At 57.6% G+C, this 18001-nt stretch carries 11 protein-coding genes; 5 read left to right on the top strand and 6 right to left on the bottom strand.

From position 1 onward, the window contains the following. Positions 1 to 55 precede the first annotated feature (55 nt). The gene (locus EE949_RS14230; RefSeq protein ID WP_122664863.1) at positions 56 to 4912 is read left to right on the top strand and encodes an NAD-glutamate dehydrogenase; all 4857 of its coding nucleotides are present in this window, start codon (positions 56 to 58) and stop codon (positions 4910 to 4912) included. Positions 4913 to 5666: 754 nt separating this feature from the next. Here EE949_RS14230 and EE949_RS14225 read toward each other — a convergent pair. Beyond that, positions 5667 to 7097 carry a delta-60 repeat domain-containing protein gene (locus EE949_RS14225; RefSeq protein WP_122664862.1) on the bottom strand — a complete coding sequence of 477 codons (1431 nt, stop codon included), beginning with the start codon at positions 7095 to 7097 and terminating at the stop codon, positions 5667 to 5669. Between the two features lie 355 nt (positions 7098 to 7452). Then, the gene (gene acnB / locus EE949_RS14220) at positions 7453 to 10062 is read right to left on the bottom strand and encodes a bifunctional aconitate hydratase 2/2-methylisocitrate dehydratase (protein WP_122664861.1); all 2610 of its coding nucleotides are present in this window, start codon (positions 10060 to 10062) and stop codon (positions 7453 to 7455) included. A gap of 395 nt (positions 10063 to 10457) precedes the next feature. Here acnB and EE949_RS14215 point away from each other — a divergent pair, with 395 nt between their 5' ends. From EE949_RS14215 to pdxB, 3 genes are all read left to right on the top strand, one after another. Continuing rightward, positions 10458 to 10928, top strand: a complete 471-nt coding sequence (locus EE949_RS14215; protein WP_122664860.1) for a DUF1289 domain-containing protein — start codon at positions 10458 to 10460, stop codon at positions 10926 to 10928. 73 nt (positions 10929 to 11001) lie between these two features. After that, on the top strand, positions 11002 to 11256 hold the full coding sequence (gene tusA, locus EE949_RS14210) for a sulfurtransferase TusA (RefSeq protein ID WP_122664859.1): 255 nt from the start codon (positions 11002 to 11004) through the stop codon (positions 11254 to 11256). Positions 11257 to 11465: 209 nt separating this feature from the next. Then, positions 11466 to 12611 carry a 4-phosphoerythronate dehydrogenase PdxB gene (gene pdxB / locus EE949_RS14205; protein WP_122664858.1) on the top strand — a complete coding sequence of 382 codons (1146 nt, stop codon included), beginning with the start codon at positions 11466 to 11468 and terminating at the stop codon, positions 12609 to 12611. A gap of 64 nt (positions 12612 to 12675) precedes the next feature. Here pdxB and EE949_RS29460 read toward each other — a convergent pair whose 3' ends face one another. Then, positions 12676 to 12852, bottom strand: coding sequence for a PA1571 family protein (locus EE949_RS29460; protein ID WP_162874462.1), 177 nt, complete (start codon positions 12850 to 12852; stop codon positions 12676 to 12678). A gap of 290 nt (positions 12853 to 13142) precedes the next feature. Here EE949_RS29460 and EE949_RS14200 point away from each other — a divergent pair, with 290 nt between their 5' ends. Beyond that, the gene (locus tag EE949_RS14200; protein WP_122664857.1) at positions 13143 to 14921 is read left to right on the top strand and encodes an ABC transporter transmembrane domain-containing protein; all 1779 of its coding nucleotides are present in this window, start codon (positions 13143 to 13145) and stop codon (positions 14919 to 14921) included. 124 nt (positions 14922 to 15045) lie between these two features. Here the strand turns inward: EE949_RS14200 and EE949_RS14195 are convergent, their stop codons facing one another. The 3 genes from EE949_RS14195 to EE949_RS14185 form a co-directional block, all read right to left on the bottom strand. Beyond that, complete coding sequence (locus EE949_RS14195) at positions 15046 to 15327, bottom strand: pyrimidine/purine nucleoside phosphorylase (RefSeq protein ID WP_122664856.1); 282 nt, start codon at positions 15325 to 15327, stop codon at positions 15046 to 15048. Between the two features lie 89 nt (positions 15328 to 15416). Then, entirely contained in the window at positions 15417 to 15959 is a 543-nt protein-coding gene (locus EE949_RS14190; protein ID WP_122664855.1) for an exonuclease domain-containing protein, read from the bottom strand. Positions 15960 to 16012: 53 nt separating this feature from the next. Further along, positions 16013 to 17989, bottom strand: coding sequence for an acetyl/propionyl/methylcrotonyl-CoA carboxylase subunit alpha (locus EE949_RS14185; protein ID WP_122664854.1), 1977 nt, complete (start codon positions 17987 to 17989; stop codon positions 16013 to 16015). Between the last annotated feature and the right edge of the window lie 12 nt (positions 17990 to 18001).

The following is an 18001-nucleotide window of genomic DNA, read 5'->3' as shown; positions in this document are numbered from 1 at the left end:
CAGGCAACACTTCCTTCAAGCTTCCTTCTAAAAAAGCACAAGCGGAGTACCTCAGATGGCGTTCTTCACCGCAGCCAGCAAGTCTGACTTTCAGCATCAACTGCAAGCAGCACTGGCGCAGCACATCAGTGAACAGGCACTGCCACAAGTGGCGCTGTTCGCTGAGCAATTCTTCGGCATCATTTCCCTTGATGAACTCACCCAGCGCCGCTTGTCCGACCTGGCAGGCTGCACACTGTCAGCCTGGCGTCTGCTTGAGCGTTTCGAACACGATACTCCGCAGGTCCGCGTTTATAACCCCGATTACGAACGCCACGGCTGGCAGTCGACGCACACGGCGGTCGAAGTGCTGCACCATGACCTGCCATTCCTGGTGGACTCGGTACGTACTGAACTGAACCGTCGCGGTTACAGCATCCATACGCTGCAAACCACCGTCCTGAGCGTGCGACGTGGTAGCAAAGGCGAACTGCTGGAATTGCTGCCCAAGGGCACCAGTGGCGAAGGCGTGCTGCAAGAATCCCTGATGTACCTCGAAATCGACCGCTGCGCCAACGCCAGCGAGTTGAATGTGCTGGCTCGCGAGCTGGAGCAAGTGCTCGGTGAAGTGCGGGTTGCGGTAGAAGATTTCGAACCGATGAAAGCCAAGCTGCACGAGCTGCTGGCCGGTATCGATTCAGTGCAATACAGCGTTGAAGAAGGTGAAAAGTCCGAGGTCAAAGCGTTTCTGCAATGGCTGGTAGATAACCACTTCACCTTCCTGGGTTATGAAGAGTTTCAAGTCAGCAGCGAGGCCGACGGCGGCCAGCTGGTGTATGACGAATCGTCTTTTCTGGGCCTGACCAAGCGCCTGCGCGCCGGCTTGACCCGCGAAGACCTGCACATCGAAGACTACGCCGTCAGCTACCTGCAAGAGCCGATGCTGCTGTCGTTCGCCAAGGCTGCACACCCAAGCCGTGTGCACCGTCCGGCGTATCCCGACTATGTGTCGATCCGCCAGATCGACGCGTCGGGCAAGGTCATCAAGGAATGCCGTTTCATGGGCTTGTACACCTCGTCGGTGTATGGCGAAAGCGTACGTGTCATCCCGTATATCCGTCGCAAGGTCGCGGAGATAGAGCGTCGCTCCGGTTTCCATCCCAAGGCGCACCTTGGCAAGGAACTGGCTCAGGTGGTGGAAGTGCTGCCGCGTGATGACCTGTTCCAGACCCCGGTGGATGAACTGTTCAACACCGTGATGTCGATTGTGCAGATCCAGGAGCGCAACAAGATTCGCGTGTTCCTGCGCAAAGACCCTTATGGCCGCTTCTGCTACTGCCTGGCCTACGTGCCACGCGATGTTTACTCCACTGAAGTGCGACAGAAGATCCAGCAGGTCTTGATGGAGCGCCTCAAGGCCAGCGATTGCGAATTCTGGACCTTCTTCTCTGAATCCGTGCTGGCCCGCGTGCAGTTGATTCTACGGGTCGACCCGAAAGTCACCCTCAACATCGACCCGGTGCAGCTGGAAAACGAAGTTGTCCAGGCCTGCCGTTCGTGGAAAGACGACTACGCCAGTCTGGTCGTGGAAAGCTTCGGCGAAGCCCACGGCACCAATGTGCTGGCGGATTTCCCGAAAGGTTTCCCGGCCGGTTATCGCGAGCGTTTTGCCGCGCATTCGGCCGTGGTCGATATGCAGCACCTGTTGAACCTGAGCGAAGCCAAGCCGCTGGTGATGAGCTTCTATCAGCCGTTGTCCGGCGACAAGGCGCAGCTGCATTGCAAGCTGTACCACGCCGACACGCCGCTGGCCCTGTCTGACGTCTTGCCGATCCTGGAAAACCTGGGCCTGCGTGTGCTGGGTGAGTTCCCGTATCGTTTGCGCCACACCAATGGCCGTGAGTTCTGGATTCATGACTTCGCGTTCACGGCCGCTGAAGGTCTGGAAATCGACATCCAGCAACTTAACGACACCTTGCAGGATGCGTTCGTGCACATCGTGCGCGGCGACGCCGAAAACGATGCATTCAACCGTCTGGTGTTGACCGCTGGCCTGCCGTGGCGCGACGTGGCGCTGCTGCGTGCTTACGCCCGTTACCTGAAACAGATTCGTCTGGGCTTCGACCTTGGCTACATCGCCACCACCCTGAACAACCACACGGACATCGCCCGTGAGCTGACCCGGTTGTTCAAGACCCGCTTCTATCTGGCGCGCAAGCTGACCACTGAAGACCTGGATGACAAGCAACTGCGTCTGGAACAGGCGATTCTGACCGCGCTGGACGATGTTCAGGTGCTCAACGAAGACCGCATCCTGCGTCGTTATCTGGACTTGATCAAAGCCACGCAGCGCACCAACTTCTACCAGACCGACGCCAATGGCCAGAACAAAAGCTACTTCAGCTTCAAGTTCAACCCGCGCCTGATTCCAGAACTGCCCAAGCCGGTGCCGAAGTTTGAAATCTTCGTTTACTCACCGCGCGTTGAAGGCGTGCACCTGCGCTTCGGCAACGTGGCCCGTGGCGGCTTGCGTTGGTCTGACCGTGAAGAAGACTTCCGCACTGAAGTGCTCGGGCTGGTAAAAGCACAACACGTGAAGAACTCGGTGATCGTCCCGGTGGGCGCCAAAGGCGGCTTCCTGCCGCGTCGCTTGCCGTTGGGTGGCAGCCGTGACGATATCCAGGCCGAAGGTATTGCCTGCTATCGCATCTTCATTTCCGGCTTGCTGGACATCACCGACAACCTCAAAGAAGGCGAACTGGTTCCGCCCGCCAACGTGGTGCGTCACGACGACGATGACCCGTACCTGGTGGTGGCAGCGGACAAGGGCACTGCGACCTTCTCCGACATCGCCAACGGTATCGCCATCGACTACGGTTTCTGGCTGGGCGATGCCTTTGCTTCCGGTGGTTCGGCCGGTTATGACCACAAGAAAATGGGCATTACCGCCAAAGGCGCGTGGGTTGGCGTGCAACGTCATTTCCGCGAGCGTGACATCAACGTTCAGCAGGACAGCATCAGCGTCATCGGTATCGGCGACATGGCCGGGGACGTGTTCGGCAATGGCTTGCTGATGTCCGACAAGCTGCAACTGGTGGCTGCGTTCAACCACCTGCACATCTTTATCGATCCAAACCCGGAGCCAGCCAGCAGCTTCGTTGAGCGCAAGCGTCTGTACGACCTGCCGCGTTCGGCCTGGACCGATTACGACACCAGCATCATGTCGGCGGGCGGCGGGATTTTTCCGCGCAGCGCGAAAAGCATCACCATCACGCCGCAGATGAAAGAACGCTTCGACATCAAGGCTGACAAGCTGACCCCGACCGAACTGCTCAATGCGTTGCTCAAGGCACCGGTGGATCTGTTGTGGAACGGCGGCATCGGCACTTACGTCAAGTCCAGCGAAGAAAGCCACGCCGACGTGGGCGACAAGGCCAACGACGCGCACCGGGTCAATGGTGACGAGTTGCGCTGCAAGGTGGTGGGTGAGGGCGGTAACCTCGGGATGACCCAGCTGGGTCGTGTCGAGTTCGCGCTCAATGGTGGCAGCTCCAACACTGACTTCATCGACAACGCGGCTGGCGTTGACTGCTCCGACCACGAAGTGAACATCAAAATCCTGCTCAACGAAGTGGTGCAGGCCGGCGACATGACTGAAAAGCAGCGTAACCAGCTGCTGGAAAGCATGACCGACGAAGTTGGCAATCTGGTGTTGGGCAACAACTACAAGCAGACCCAGGCGTTGTCCCTGGCAACGCGTCGTGCTTACGAGCGCATTGCCGAGTACAAGCGCCTGATGGCGGATCTGGAAGCCCGTGGCAAGCTCGACCGCGCCATTGAGTTCCTGCCTGCTGAAGAGCGGGTCAGCGAGCGTGTGGCGGCCGGTCATGGCCTGACGCGTCCAGAGCTGTCGGTGTTGATCTCCTACAGCAAGATCGATCTGAACGAAGCGTTGCTGGAGTCTCGCGTACCGGATGACGATTATCTGGCTCGCGACATGGAAACCGCGTTCCCGCCATCGCTGGGGGCCAAGTACTCCGGCGCCATGCGTCAGCACCGTCTGAAGCGCGAAATTGTCAGCACGCAGATCGCCAACGATCTGGTCAACCACATGGGCATCACCTTCGTGCAGCGGCTCAAAGAGTCCACCGGCATGAGTGCGGCCAACGTGGCGGGCGCATACGTTATCGTGCGGGACATCTTCCATCTGCCGCACTGGTTCCGTCAGATCGAAGCGCTGGACTACAAGGTCCCGGCTGAGATCCAGTTGGCGTTGATGGACGAACTGATGCGTCTGGGTCGTCGCGCAACACGCTGGTTCCTGCGCAGCCGCCGTAACGAGCTGGACGCGGGACGTGATGTGGCGCACTTCGGTCCGCACATCGCAGCGTTGGGTCTCAAGCTCGACGAACTGCTGGAAGGTCCGACGCGTGAGGTCTGGCAGACCCGCTATCAGGCTTACGTCGAGGCCGGTGTGCCCGAGTTGCTGGCACGTATGGTTGCCGGTACCAGCCACTTGTACACGCTGTTGCCGATCATCGAAGCGTCTGACGTCACCGGGCAGAATGCTGCCGACGTGGCCAAGGCTTACTTTGCCGTGGGCAGCGCGCTGGACGTGACCTGGTACTTGCAACAGATCAGCAGCCTGCCGGTGGAAAACAACTGGCAAGCACTGGCCCGTGAAGCGTTCCGTGACGACATCGACTGGCAGCAACGGGCGATCACCATCTCGGTTCTGCAGATGGTTGATGGGCCTGCTGATATCGAAGAGCGCCTGAACCTGTGGCTTGAACAGCACAGCGCCATGGTCGACCGCTGGCGTGCCATGCTGGTGGACATCCGCGCAGCAAGCGGCACGGACTACGCGATGTACGCCGTAGCCAACCGCGAGCTGCTGGACCTGGCCATGAGTGGGCAGGCCATCACTGTTTGATGGTTTAGTCCGGCTGTGATGAAAAACCCTGCATCGTGAGATGTGGGGTTTTTTATTGGGTGGCACGAATGCCTGTTGGAGCGAGGCTTGGTCTGGGCGGCATTCCGACGATAAATGTGACGCAGCGAGAAGTCACACCGCGTTATCGTTCATCGCGAGCAAGCTCGGCTCCTACAGGGGATCGCCGATATCTGTGGGAGCGAGGCTTGGTCTGGGCGGCATTCCGACGATACATGTCGCAGCGAGAAGTCACACCGCGTTATCGTTCATCGCGAGCAAGCTCGGCTCCTACAGGGGATTGCCGATATCTGTGGGAGCGAGGCTTGCCCGCGATACATGAGACACAGCCAGAAGTCACACCGCGTTATCGTTTATCGTCGGAATGCCGCCCAGACCAGGCTCGGCTCCTATAGATATTGCGGCGATTATGGGGCTGGATGAATGCGATCCTGTGGGAGCGGTGCTTGCCCGCGATAAGAACACCGCGATTATCCTTCAGACCGCGTCGCCTTTATCGTCGGAATGCCGCCCAGACCAAGCACCGCTCCCACATGAACCGGGTTTGCCGCGCGACAGCGGGACGCTTTGGTTCAGGTCGGCTTCTAAGGGGCCAAGTTTCGCTCCAACGGGAACCGTAGACGATTCTCGAACTTTGGGTAGGCTTGGAGTTTCGCGCAGGAGTGAGGCGATCTCAACGATTGGCCAATGTCTTGGGACCGGCTTTAGCCGGGGAGACATTGTTGTAACCCATCAATCAGGCAAGATACCTGGCGATTTCATAATGTTGATCACCGCTTATCCTCTGAGTGATGACGACAATATTCGTATTGTTATCATTCGTCCTATTGTGAATGATAGCGCTGCGCATTGGCCCCAGCTCTTCGAACACTGCAATGCCTTTGTCACCGAACCCGTCATCCATTATGCCGAAGGGCATACACCTCGATAGAAAACCTGTGGTATAGATTGTTTGATCTTCAAATAGTATGCGGTAGCCTGAAATGACGATGCGGTTCCCTGCGTCTATCGTAATAGCGGTGGCCAAGGTTTCGTAGTGCTCACCAAGATCGATGTATAAAGGGTTGCTATTATTGAAAGATTGATCAAGGTTGCCATTGGCAAGCAGCTTGACCAGGCCGCAGTGTTGCCTGGTGGTTGGCGGTGGGGCGGTAGAGTCAAAAAAAGCACTCGAAATAATCGTACTTCCGTCTTCAAAAACTTGAACCTGCCTAGGGTAAATGATTTTGTCCGGTGCAGAAAAATGGGCAACTCCCAGCTTGCCAAAGGTTCGATCCAGCGTACCTTCGGCGTCATACCTGACAACAATTCCAAGCCTGCGACCGTCTTCGGCACTCTCACCGTATGAGACAACAGTAATGCCCCCTTTTCGATCAATGCTGTAGTCACGACAAGTCAGGGTTTGATCCACCCCGTCGGGGTCTTTGATTAACACAAGGCCGCTTGTTCCAAACGTTGTATCGAGTGATCCATCAATGTTCATTCTTGCAAGGTATGAAAATGAGTTACCTTGGCGTGAGTGCGCGTAGGCAAGGAACAGTAATTTTCCATCTTCCACGGTAGTCACTTTGTTGCAGTGGGGCCCTTGTCCATTACGAAGGTCGACCCCATTCCAGGAAAACGCATGCTTGATTCCCGGATGTCCAGAATGAATGTCGTCATTGCTGCGGGCCGGGATAGGCAGAGAATACAGGATTGATCCGCTGTTTCCGAAGCTCGTATCCAGCTGTCCTGATGGTGTGATGCGGGCTGCTCCCGTGTAGGTGAGCTGTATTCCGTTGATAACGACGTATGAATATCCCAAACAGGTGATCGCTCCGCTTTCGCTGAACACGAAGTGTTCAATCCATAATGGGTTTGGAAAGATCTCGGTGTCTGACTTTGGTACGGGAATGAATACATATCCATTGCTCCCAAAGCGGGTGTCGACTGAGCCATCTGCCAACAGGCGAGTCACATGAGTTGTATAGCTGGCGCCGTCGCTGATGTAAGCATAAGTTCGCTGATCGGTATTTTTTGTCAGAGGGTCTGCTGCCAGGACCACAGGCGATGCGGGGGCCGAATAGTCAGGGTGTGGAACAGTCACCCTGCCGCCTTCACCAAAACTCAAGTCCAGCTCAGGGGTAGTGAATTTCTTCTTGTTCGTCCTCGATGTTTTGTTGCTCATGATTGCTTTCCATTGCGTTTACCCTGCTTGACTTAGAAGCGTAATAGGAACACACGTTATTTTCCAATGGTGCCGGGCAGGCGGTCTATGGCTTACTTCTGTCGTGTAGGATTAATAATCAACCAGTTAAGAGTGCTTGTAGCGAAGCGTTATATTCATAATCGAGAAATAATCTAGAGATCCTGGGTCCTACTACCTGGCTATAGCCGTTGCATTTAAGCCGGCTGATTTCTAATGGACACTCTTCTTCCGCGTTATCGTTTATCGTCGGAATGCCGCCCAGAAATTGTATTATTCCAGCCCAATAAAAAACCCCGTCACAAGGACGGGGTTCTTTTAACGCTGTGTTTCGTTATTACGCTTGAACAACCGGGATGTTGGCGCTCGCTGCGATGTCACGGAACTCGGCGATCTGATCGAAGCTCAGGTAGCGGTATACGTCCGCTGCCATGGTGTCGATCTGTTTCGCGTATTCCATGTACTCCTCGACGGTCGGCAGGCGACCCAGGATAGACGCAACGGATGCCAGTTCGGCCGAGGCCAGGTAGACATTCGCGCCGTCGCCCAGACGGTTCGGGAAGTTACGGGTCGAAGTCGACACAACTGTCGAGTTCGGCTCAACACGTGCCTGGTTACCCATGCACAGCGAGCAACCCGGCATTTCCATGCGCGCGCCGGCCTTGCCGTAGATGCCGTAGTAGCCTTCTTCCGTCAGCTGGTGGGCATCCATCTTGGTCGGCGGCGACAGCCACAGACGTGTCGGCAACTGGCCCTTGACCTTGTCGAGCAACTTGCCCGCAGCGCGGAAGTGGCCGATGTTGGTCATGCACGAACCGATGAACACTTCGTCGATCTTCTCGCCAGCAACGCTGGACAGCAGACGGGCGTCGTCCGGATCGTTTGGTGCGCAGAGCACTGGCTCGTTGATGTCGTTGAGGTCGATTTCAATGATTTCCGCGTATTCCGCGTCAGCATCGGCAACCATCAGCTCAGGGTTGGCAACCCAGGCTTCCATCGCTTGAGCACGACGTTCCAGCGTACGAACATCGCCGTAACCTTCACCGATCATCCAGCGCAGCAGGGTGATGTTGGAGTTCAGGTACTCGGTGATCGACTCTTTCGACAGCTTGATGGTGCAACCGGCAGCAGAGCGCTCGGCCGAGGCGTCGGACAGTTCGAAAGCCTGTTCGATGCTCAGGTCATCAAGGCCTTCGATCTCCAGGATGCGACCGGAGAAGGCGTTCTTCTTGCCTTTCTTCTCAACAGTCAGCAAGCCCGACTGAATGGCGAAGTAAGGAATCGCATGAACCAGGTCACGCAGGGTGATGCCAGGCTTCATCTTGCCTTTGAAACGCACCAGAATCGATTCCGGCATGTCCAGCGGCATAACACCGGTAGCAGCAGCAAACGCAACCAGACCAGAACCGGCCGGGAACGAAATGCCCATCGGGAAGCGGGTGTGGGAGTCACCACCGGTACCGACGGTATCCGGCAGCAGCATGCGGTTCAGCCAGCTATGGATGATGCCGTCGCCCGGACGCAGGGAAACGCCGCCACGGGTCATGATGAAGTCAGGCAGCGTGTGGTGCGTAGTGACGTCGATCGGTTTTGGATAAGCAGCGGTGTGGCAGAAGGACTGCATGACCAGATCAGCGGAGAAGCCCAGGCACGCCAGGTCTTTCAGCTCGTCACGGGTCATCGGGCCAGTAGTGTCCTGGGAACCGACGGTAGTCATCTTCGGTTCGCAGTACGTGCCTGGACGAACGCCTTTGCCTTCCGGCAGGCCGCAGGCCTTGCCGACCATTTTTTGCGCCAGGGTGTAGCCTTTGCCGGTATCGACAGGGGCTTCTGGCAGCTTGAANAGATCGGTAGGGCCCAGACCCAGCTCTGCACGAGCCTTGTCGGTCAGGCCGCGGCCGATGATCAGCGGGATACGGCCGCCAGCACGCACTTCGTCCAACAGAACCGGCGTCTTCATTTCGAAGGTGGTCAGGACTTCGTCAGTGCCGTGTTTGCAGACTTTGCCAGCATGCGGATACAGGTCGATCACGTCGCCCATGTTCATGTTGCTGACGTCGAATTCGATTGGCAGTGCGCCGGCATCTTCCATGGTGTTGTAGAAGATCGGAGCGATTTTGCTGCCGAAGCAGAAACCGCCAGCGCGCTTGTTCGGCACGTAAGGAACGTCGTCGCCGAAGAACCACAGTACCGAGTTGGTAGCGGACTTACGCGAAGAACCGGTACCGACCACGTCGCCAACATAGGCAATCGGGAAGCCCTGGCCGCGCATTTCTTCGATTTGCTTCATCGGACCGATGGAGCCTTGTACGTCCGGAACGATCCCTTCACGGGCCATTTTCAGCATGGCCAGGGCGTGCAGAGGGATGTCAGGGCGGGACCATGCGTCCGGCGCAGGGGAGAGGTCGTCGGTGTTGGTTTCGCCAGTCACCTTGAAAACGCGCAGGCTGATCTTGTCGGCCAGAGTAGGGCGCTTCTTGAACCATTCGCCATCAGCCCAGGACTGCATGACGCCCTTGGCGTGAGCGTTGCCGCTCTTGGCTTTTTCGGCTACGTCGTGGAAGGCATCGAACATCAGCAGCGTGTGCTTCAGTTGTTCGGCGGCCACCGGGGCCAGCGTTGCGTCATCCAGCATGTCGACCAGCGTGACGATGTTGTAGCCACCCTGCATGGTGCCGAGCAGTTCAACGGCGCGCTTTTTGTCGATCAGGGGAGAAGTGGCTTCGCCCTTGGCCAGGGCAGACAGGAAACCGGCTTTGACGTAGGCAGCTTCGTCAACGCCAGGTGGAATGCGATTGGTGATCAGGTCAACGAGAAAAGCTTCTTCGCCAGCCGGGGGATTCTTCAGCAGTTCGATCAAGCCGGCAGTTTGTTCGGCGTTAAGCGGCTGGGGCACGATACCCTGGGCGGCACGCTCTTCGATGTGTTTACGGTAGGCTTCAAGCACAGTATTACCCTCATCAGTGGTCCCAAATGGGTGTCCGGGACGCTCATCCAGGAATTGCCCGAAAAACCTGCACGACGAAACTTTTTGAGTTCCTTGGCCAGGGTTTTCGGCAATTCCTTACAGAAGCTGTTTTCAAAGTTTTACGCCTGCAGGACGGCTGATGAGTGTTGACGAGGGCTTGAATCCTGCGTCAACACCGGACTGCGGGGTTACTTTGACTGTGCTCGTGACGCTTTGAAAACAGCTTCCAACGGACATTGGCGCCTTAAAAGGCTCGCTGATTCTACGGCAAATCTTCCGTAAAGGTAAGTTAGCCCTACACGTTCGGGGGTGATCGTTGTTAGACAAAGGGCTAATATGCGGGCTCGTTCTCGCCTGTCGTTGCCCTGTTTGCCATGCCCAATCAAATCATCAAAACGCCCTGCGTCGGCCTTTGTTCCACTGTTTACGGGGACCTGGTGTGCCGTGGCTGCAAGCGTTTTCACCATGAAGTGATCCACTGGAACGGTTACGACGAAGACCAGAAGCGCGCGGTGTGGCTTAGGCTCGAACAGCTGTTGGTTCAGGTGATGACCGCCAAGCTGGAAGTGTTCGATGCGGGCAAACTGCGCCTGCAACTTGAACAACGCAAAATCCGTTTTGTGCCCGCGCAGTCCGAGTATTGCTGGGCTTATCAACTGATTGCGCGGGGTGCGCGGGTCATCACCAATATTGAAGCCTACGGTATGGTGTTGATGCCGGAGTTCCGCGATTGGGCATTGCCTGACTTGCGCGATGCCATTGATCGGGAATTTTTCCTGCTGTCCGAAGCTCACTATGAACGCTACATCGCACCGGGCTTTCTAAAGGATGCGTTTGGCAGTTAGGCGCGGGTCTGGATGCCGTTCTTGGATGCCGTTGGTAAACAGGTGATAATGCCCGCCAGTTTCTGGAGTGCTTATGTCTGAACCCATCCAAAGTCAGCCTGTCGACGCCGTTCTCGATGCCACCGGCCTCAATTGCCCCGAGCCGGTGATGATGCTGCATCAGAAAGTCCGCGACCTGCCGGCTGGCGGCCTGCTCAAGGTCATCGCCACTGACCCGTCCACACGCCGCGACATTCCCAAGTTCTGTGTTTTCCTGGGCCATGATCTGGTCGATCAAGAGGCTGCAGACGGGACGTTTCTGTACTGGATTCGCAAGAAGCTGGATTGAGCCCGAAGGATTAGCATCTGCCACAGGACTTTTGTGGGAGCAGAGCTTGCTCGCGATAAGGCCGGATGCGGTTTGATTTGAATCGCATCCGGCCTTATCGCGAGCAAGCTCTGCTCCCACAACGACTGCATTCCACATCAACTTGCTCGTTGACCTTCCTATCCCTCCCGATCAATGCCTAAACTGCCGCCGACCCCAGGGAGTACACCATGCGAATTGTTGCTGACGAAAATATTCCGCTGCTCGACGCCTTCTTTGCCGGTTTCGGCGAGATTCAGCGCTTGCCCGGCCGTTCCATTGACCGAGCTGCGGTAGCGGATGCGGACATTCTATTGGTGCGCTCGGTGACGCCAGTGACCCGCGATTTGCTCGAAGGAAGCCCGGTACGCTTTGTCGGCACCTGCACCATCGGCACCGATCACCTGGACCTGGATTATTTTCAACAGGCGGGTATTCAGTGGTCCAGTGCGCCGGGCTGTAATGCCCGTGGCGTAGTCGATTATGTGCTCGGCAGCCTGTTGACCCTGGCAGAGATCGAAGGCGTGGATCTGACGCAGCGTACTTATGGCGTAGTCGGCGCGGGGCAGGTGGGCGGGCGGTTGATCAAGGTTCTGAAGGCGCTGGGCTGGAATGTACTGGTCTGCGATCCTCCCCGGCAGGCGGCAGAAGGCGGCGACTTTGTCAGCCTCGATGAAATCCTGCAGCGCTGCGATGTGATCAGCCTGCACACCCCGCTGGACAAGGGGGGGGAGCACCCTACCTGGCATCTGCTCGATAAATCGCGCTTGCAGCAGCTTAAACACGGCAGTTGGTTGATCAATGCCAGCCGTGGTGCAGTCGTCGACAACGCCGCCTTGCACGACACGCTGCTTGATCGCGAAGACCTGCAAGCCGTGCTGGACGTATGGGAAGGCGAACCGGTGGTCAACACCGCACTGGCCGACTTGTGCGTGATAGGCACGCCGCATATCGCGGGTTATAGCCTTGACGGACGGCAGCGGGGCACTGCGCAGATTTATCAGGCCTTGTGTGGCTTTCTGGAGCAGGAAGCCTCGATCAGCCTTGCTGACCTGCTGCCTAAACCGTGGCTGGCTGAAGTCACCCTGGACGAGCACACCGATCCGGTCTGGGCTTTGAACACCCTGTGTCGGGGCGTCTACGACCCGCGCCGTGACGATGCCGACTTCCGGCGTAGCCTCGTCGGTTCGGTGAGCCAGCCAGTGGCATTCGATCTGTTGCGCAAACACTACCCGCCGCGTCGCGAGATAGAAGGGTTGAAGGTGCGTATCAATGGCCAGTCCGATGCGTTGCAGCAACTGGTCACTGCACTGGGCGCAGTTGTTGTCCCTGCCTGAATGGTCGAATTCCGGACAGAAAAAACCCGACGGTGACGTCGGGTTCTAAAAAATCGGGTTTTGCTTAATCTTGTTTTTCAGGGGTGACCCAGTTGTTGTCGCATTCCTGACAGGCGGCCTGAACCATCTCTTCAGTAATCACGACTTCACGCCCGTCCTTGTCCAGGATTGCGCCGCCCACGGGCAGCTGCGGGTTGGCTCGTACCACCGGAACTTCATTACTGTTTGCTTGCAAGCTCATGGCCTGTCTCCTTCATCAGGTGTTTGTGCCCAGACTAATCGCGTTCAATGACTCTGCCGTGACATCCCTCGACAACATCAAGCGCGCTTTTAGTCCACCAGAAACCGCACGTAACCGCCAGCTTTCGCTTAGATCATTCCTCTCTAGGGGACTGTATCAGCGGTCATAACTATCCAGACTAAGGCTTATCGCCAGAGTTCATCAGGACCTGCCAGGCGGTAAAAGCACAGAAATCCTTTCTTTAACCGGTGTAGGCTCTGGCTTCAGCCTTTCATGCGGGTTCAGCTTTCATGGCTTCATTGCTTTCCAGTCGTCAGCGTCAGGCCATTCGTCTGGCAGCGCAGTTCATGGCTCCTTATCGCTGGCAAACCGTGGGTGCCTTGCTGGCGTTGATCGTGACGGCGGGTATTACCCTGTCGATCGGGCAAGGCATCAAGATGCTGGTCGATCAGGGTTTCGTGACGCGTTCACCGCATCTGCTCAACCAGTCCATTGGCCTGTTCATGCTGCTGGTGCTGGGTTTGGCAGCAGGCACCTTTGTACGGTTCTATCTGGTGTCGTGGATTGGCGAGCGGGTAGTGGCGGACTTGCGTAAAAAAGTCTTCGATCACCTGATCAACCTGCATCCGGGCTTTTACGAAAATAATCGCAGTTCGGAAATCCAGTCACGGCTGACCGCTGATACCACGTTGCTGCAGTCGGTGATCGGTTCGTCGCTGTCGATGTTCCTGCGTAATGCCCTGATGGTCATCGGCGGCATCGTCCTGCTGTTCATCACCAACCCCAAGCTCACCAGTATTGTGGTTGTGGCGCTGCCGTTAGTGGTCGCGCCAATCCTGATTTTTGGTCGTCGTGTGCGCAGCCTTTCCCGGGAAAGCCAGGACCGTGTCGCCGATGTCGGCAGTTACGTTTCCGAAGCATTGGGCCAGATCAAGACGGTTCAGGCCTACAACCATCAGCAGCAGGACAAGGCGCGCTTTGCCAAGACTGCCGAAGATGCGTTTCAGACCGCTCGCAAGCGTATCTTGCAGCGTTCGTGGCTGATTACTCTGGTGATCGTGTTGGTATTAGGCGCTGTGGCGGTGATGTTGTGGGTGGGTGGCATGGACGTCATCGACGGCACGATCTCCAGCGGTGAACTGGCGGCCTTCGTGTTTTACGCGCTGATTGTGGGGAGCGCGTTCGGCACCTTGAGCGAGGTGATTGGCGAACTCCAGCGAGCGGCGGGGGCGGCCGAGCGGATCTCTGAGTTGCTGCGGGCGAGAAGCGAGATCACGCCTCCCGCCACTGATCTGCTGCAATTGCCGGAGCGGGTCACCGGGCGTCTGGACTTACAGGGCGTGAGCTTCAGCTATCCGTCTCGTCCGGAGCACAAGGCCGTGGACAACCTGACGCTGAGCATTGAGCCTGGAGAGACCCTGGCGCTGGTTGGCCCTTCGGGCGCGGGTAAATCGACGCTGTTCGATCTGCTGCTGCGCTTCTACGATCCGCAGCAAGGTCAGATCTGTATTGACGGTATGCCCATTGCCCAGCTTGATCCGCTGGATTTGCGCCGGTGCTTTGCTTTGGTGTCGCAAACCCCGGCGCTGTTTTTCGGCAGTGTCGAAGACAATATCCGCTACGGGAATGCCAATGCCACGACAGAACAGGTAGAAGCCGCTGCGCGGATTGCTCATGCACATGAATTCATTCTGCAGATGGCTGAGGGTTATCAGACTCATCTGGGTGATGGTGGGCTTGGATTGTCCGGAGGGCAGCGTCAACGCCTGGCTATTGCTCGGGCGTTGTTAGTGGATGCACCAATTCTGTTGCTGGACGAAGCAACCAGCGCGCTGGATGCCCAGAGTGAACATCTGATTCAGGAAGCGTTACCGGGCTTGATGAAAGGCCGAACCACGCTGGTCATCGCCCATCGCCTGGCCACGGTGCAAAACGCCGATCGGATTGCGGTTATCGATCAAGGACGGTTGGTTGCGGTGGGCACGCATCAGCAACTCATCGTCAGCAACCCGCTGTATGCCAGGCTCGCTGCGTTGCAGTTCAATGCGCGGGGGGAAGAGGTGGTTTGAGACGGGTAATGCTAGCTCCGTGGGAGCGAATTTATTCGCGAAGGGGTCAGTACTGTCGACACTTATCTGCCGTCAGGAAAAACCATTCGCGAATGAATTCGCTCCCACAGGATTTCTTGTTTTCTTAGCGATACTCACACAGATAAGCAGTATCAACAGCCACTTTCAGCTGGAACTTGCTATTGGCCGGGACGTTGAACTGGCTCCCGGTGGCGAAGGTTTCCCAATCGGTGCTGTCTGGCAGTTTCACGCTCAGGCTGCCGGAGATGACGTGCATGATTTCGCGCTGTGCAGTACCGAACTCGTATTCACCCGCGGCCATCACACCAATCGTGGCTTGCCCTTCAGCTTGAGTGAAAGCAATGGATTTAACGGTGCCGTCGAAGTACTCGTTGACTTTGAACATGGCGATTCCTCGATAAGGGCTGGAAATTTGGGCGGCCAGTATGCCCAAGCCTGTTCAAGCCGTCACCCGCTTTAGAACGCGAGTGCCAATCAATTAGGAAGAATCAGCGGCAACAGGCGAGCGGTGTTCCGGGCGTCAACCAGGGCCCGGTGTTGCTGACCGTTGAATTGCATACCCGCCAGTTGCAGGGCACCGTTCAGTCCCATGGGCCGCTGCAATTGACGCTCCTTGGCGAAGCGTTGCTTGAGGTTCACGTGGGGCACCGTGCTCAGAAAACTGGTCAGGTTGTGCTGCCGCCACTCCTGCTCCAACTGCTGGCGATCATAGTCACCCCAGCTCGCCCAGCCCACGACTCGCGCCTGATGGTGGCTGATCCAGCGCTCGAACGCGGGCCACACGGTGGTCAGCGGCGCAGCGCTGTCGATGTTGCTTTGGCTGATGTGAGTCAGTTCCTTGCAAAAGTGCGTCAGCAACGGCCGACGTACCGGGCGCACAAAACGCTCGAAATGGTCCAGTTCACGCCCGTCCTGATTGACCAGCGTCGCCCCGATTTCGATGATCTCCATTTCTGCTACCGGCCAGCCGCCTTCTTCGGTCGTGGCCTCCAGATCAATCACCAACCAGTGCGGCATCTGAAGCTCCTGTCCAAAATCATTGATCCATTTCGGATCAAGCGTAGCCACATTCAACCGGATCCGTCCATCGGTGCGACTTCCAGCAAAACTTGTCGCCCTTTGACCTGATCACCGGGTACCACTTGTATCTGGCGAATCACGCCGTCAATCGCAGCGTTGAGCGGGTGCTCCATTTTCATCGCTTCGAGCACCATCAGTAGTTGCCCCTGGCTGACGGTGGCGCCCTCACTGACTAATACATCGACAATCGATCCGTCCATCGGTGCCCTGATCGTGCCGGAACGGGTCACATTCGGACCAGCGACCGCGTCATGCGTGCGATCGGTCAGTTGTAACGCTCCGGAATCGTCGTGCAGCCACAGGTGCTTGCCCAGCAGATAGCACGCCTGTTGGCTGCGCACGCCATCGACCTCGACCCAGGCCGAACGCGCGTCGTAGCTGAGCACATGGACGCTGATCAGCGTGTTCTGAACCTTGAGGTCCAGGCGTGCGCCGTTGCGGGTGAGTTCGACCTCGTGAACCTGCTCGCCCAGCCCCAGCAGATAGCGGCGCTGTTCCGGGCCAGTATTACTCCAGCCTGCCAGTTTGGAAGGGTGACTGCTGGCAGAGCCTTGATAGAACAATGCCGCCGCCACGGCCAGTTGACTGGCGCGGGCCGTCGCGGGGCGCAGGCAAGGGTCGTTGTGCAGGTGCTGCGCGATGAAACCGGTGTCGACGTGGGAGTCAATAAACGCGGGGTGCTTGAGAATGCTGGTCAGCAACCGTTGATTGGTGTTAACGCCCAGCAGCACGCAGCCCTGTATCGCCCGCAGTAATTTGCGCCTGGCCTCTTCCCGCGTGGCGCCGTGGGCGATGATTTTGCCGAGCATGGGGTCGTAGAAAGGGCTGACAGTCTGGTCCTCGCTCAAGCCGTGATCGACCCTGATGCCGTCGAACAGCAAAGGCTGCCACCGCAAGACCCGGCCAGTCTGGGGCAGAAAGCCCTGCGCCGGGTCTTCGGCATACAGGCGCGCTTCAATAGCGTGGCCGTTGAGCTGGATCTGTTCTTGCTGCAAGGGCAGGGCTTCACCAGAGGCCACCTTGATTTGCCAGGCCACCAGGTCCAGACCAGTGATCATCTCTGTAACGGGATGCTCCACCTGCAAGCGGGTGTTCATTTCCAGAAAGTAAAACTGGCCGTCACTGGCCAGCAGGAATTCTACGGTGCCAGCGCCCAAATAGCTCACGGCCCGCCCGGCTTGCAAGGCGGCCGCACCCATGGCCTCACGCAGCCCCGCGTCGACCACGGGGCAGGGCGCTTCCTCGATGACTTTCTGGTGGCGGCGCTGAACCGAGCAATCACGTTCGCCGAGATAAACCAGGTTGCCGTGGCTGTCGCCGAAAATCTGCATTTCCACGTGGCGCGGATTGATCAGTGCCTGCTCCAGGATCAGCTCGCCTGAACCGAAGGCGTTCTGCGCCTCGGAGCGCGCAGTGTTGATCCGTTCGAGCAATTGGTCCGGGTGCTCGACCAGACGCATACCGCGACCGCCGCCACCCGCGCTGGCCTTGATCATCAGCGGATAACCGATGCGTTCGGCTTCGCGGCTCAAGGTCACGTCGTCCTGCTCTGCACCCTGATATCCGTCGATGCAGGGCACCCCGGCCTTAAGCATGGCCAGTTTTGACAGGCGCTTGCTGCCCATCAGTTCAATGGCCTCGGCGCTGGGGCCGATGAACACCAGATTGGCTGCTGCGCAGGCGCGGGCAAACTCAGCGTTTTCTGAGAGAAAACCATAGCCGGGATGAATGGCATCGGCTCCGCTGCGCCGGGCCGCGTCCAGGATGACGTCGATGTTCAGATACGACTGCTGCACCGTCGGCGCGCCGATGCACACCGCTTCGTCGGCCATTTGCACGTGCCGGGCATCACTGTCGGCGGCGCTGAAAACGGCCACCGTGCGATAGCCCAGATTGCGCGCAGTGCTGATCACGCGGCAGGCGATTTCGCCACGGTTGGCAATAAGGATCTTGTTGAATGCGGGCATGGTGTGCTCCCT

Origin of the sequence: Pseudomonas viridiflava (assembly GCF_900602065.1) — a bacterium.
In the GTDB taxonomy this organism is placed as follows: domain Bacteria; phylum Pseudomonadota; class Gammaproteobacteria; order Pseudomonadales; family Pseudomonadaceae; genus Aquipseudomonas.
Note: the sequence above shows the minus strand (reverse complement) of the source record. Positions and strands in the feature narration are given on the sequence as shown.

What these genes read in the sequence shown, in the direction of transcription:
- pdxB (WP_122664858.1), top strand. Translation starts at nt 11,466, where the DNA reads ATGCGAATTGTTGCTGACGAAAATATTCCGCTGCTCGACGCCTTCTTT.
- EE949_RS14190 (WP_122664855.1), bottom strand. Translation starts at nt 15,959, where the DNA reads ATGCCGCACTGGTTGGTGATTGATCTGGAGGCCACGACCGAAGAAGGC.
- EE949_RS14200 (WP_122664857.1), top strand. Translation starts at nt 13,143, where the DNA reads ATGGCTTCATTGCTTTCCAGTCGTCAGCGTCAGGCCATTCGTCTGGCA.
- EE949_RS29460 (WP_162874462.1), bottom strand. Translation starts at nt 12,852, where the DNA reads ATGAGCTTGCAAGCAAACAGTAATGAAGTTCCGGTGGTACGAGCCAAC.
- tusA (WP_122664859.1), top strand. Translation starts at nt 11,002, where the DNA reads ATGTCTGAACCCATCCAAAGTCAGCCTGTCGACGCCGTTCTCGATGCC.
- EE949_RS14230 (WP_122664863.1), top strand. Translation starts at nt 56, where the DNA reads ATGGCGTTCTTCACCGCAGCCAGCAAGTCTGACTTTCAGCATCAACTG.
- EE949_RS14215 (WP_122664860.1), top strand. Translation starts at nt 10,458, where the DNA reads ATGCCCAATCAAATCATCAAAACGCCCTGCGTCGGCCTTTGTTCCACT.
- EE949_RS14225 (WP_122664862.1), bottom strand. Translation starts at nt 7,097, where the DNA reads ATGAGCAACAAAACATCGAGGACGAACAAGAAGAAATTCACTACCCCT.
- EE949_RS14195 (WP_122664856.1), bottom strand. Translation starts at nt 15,327, where the DNA reads ATGTTCAAAGTCAACGAGTACTTCGACGGCACCGTTAAATCCATTGCT.
- EE949_RS14185 (WP_122664854.1), bottom strand. Translation starts at nt 17,989, where the DNA reads ATGCCCGCATTCAACAAGATCCTTATTGCCAACCGTGGCGAAATCGCC.